This is a genomic window from Streptomyces xiaopingdaonensis, from assembly GCF_000262345.1.
GTDB classification, from domain to species: Bacteria; Actinomycetota; Actinomycetes; order Streptomycetales; family Streptomycetaceae; genus Streptomyces; species Streptomyces xiaopingdaonensis.
On the sequence record NZ_AJTQ01000162.1, the window covers coordinates 1 to 222 of the forward strand.

Sequence of the window (222 nt, forward strand, 5' to 3'; positions counted from 1 at the left end):
GATCTTGTCGGCCACGTCCGCGACCACACCCAGATCATGCGTGATCAGAATCAGCCCCATGTTGTACTCACGCTGCAACTCCGCAAGCAGATCCATCACTTGCGCCTGCACCGTCACATCCAGCGCCGTCGTCGGCTCATCCGCAATGATCAGATCCGGCTCCAACGCCAACGCCATCGCAATCATGATCCGCTGCCGCATCCCACCCGAGAACTGATGCGG

The 222-nt window shown here is 59.9% G+C and carries 1 protein-coding gene; it reads right to left on the reverse strand.

The features are described 5' to 3' along the window. On the reverse strand, positions 1-222 hold a 222-nt coding region (locus tag UWG_RS34250; RefSeq protein ID WP_033196106.1), incomplete at both ends, for an ATP-binding cassette domain-containing protein.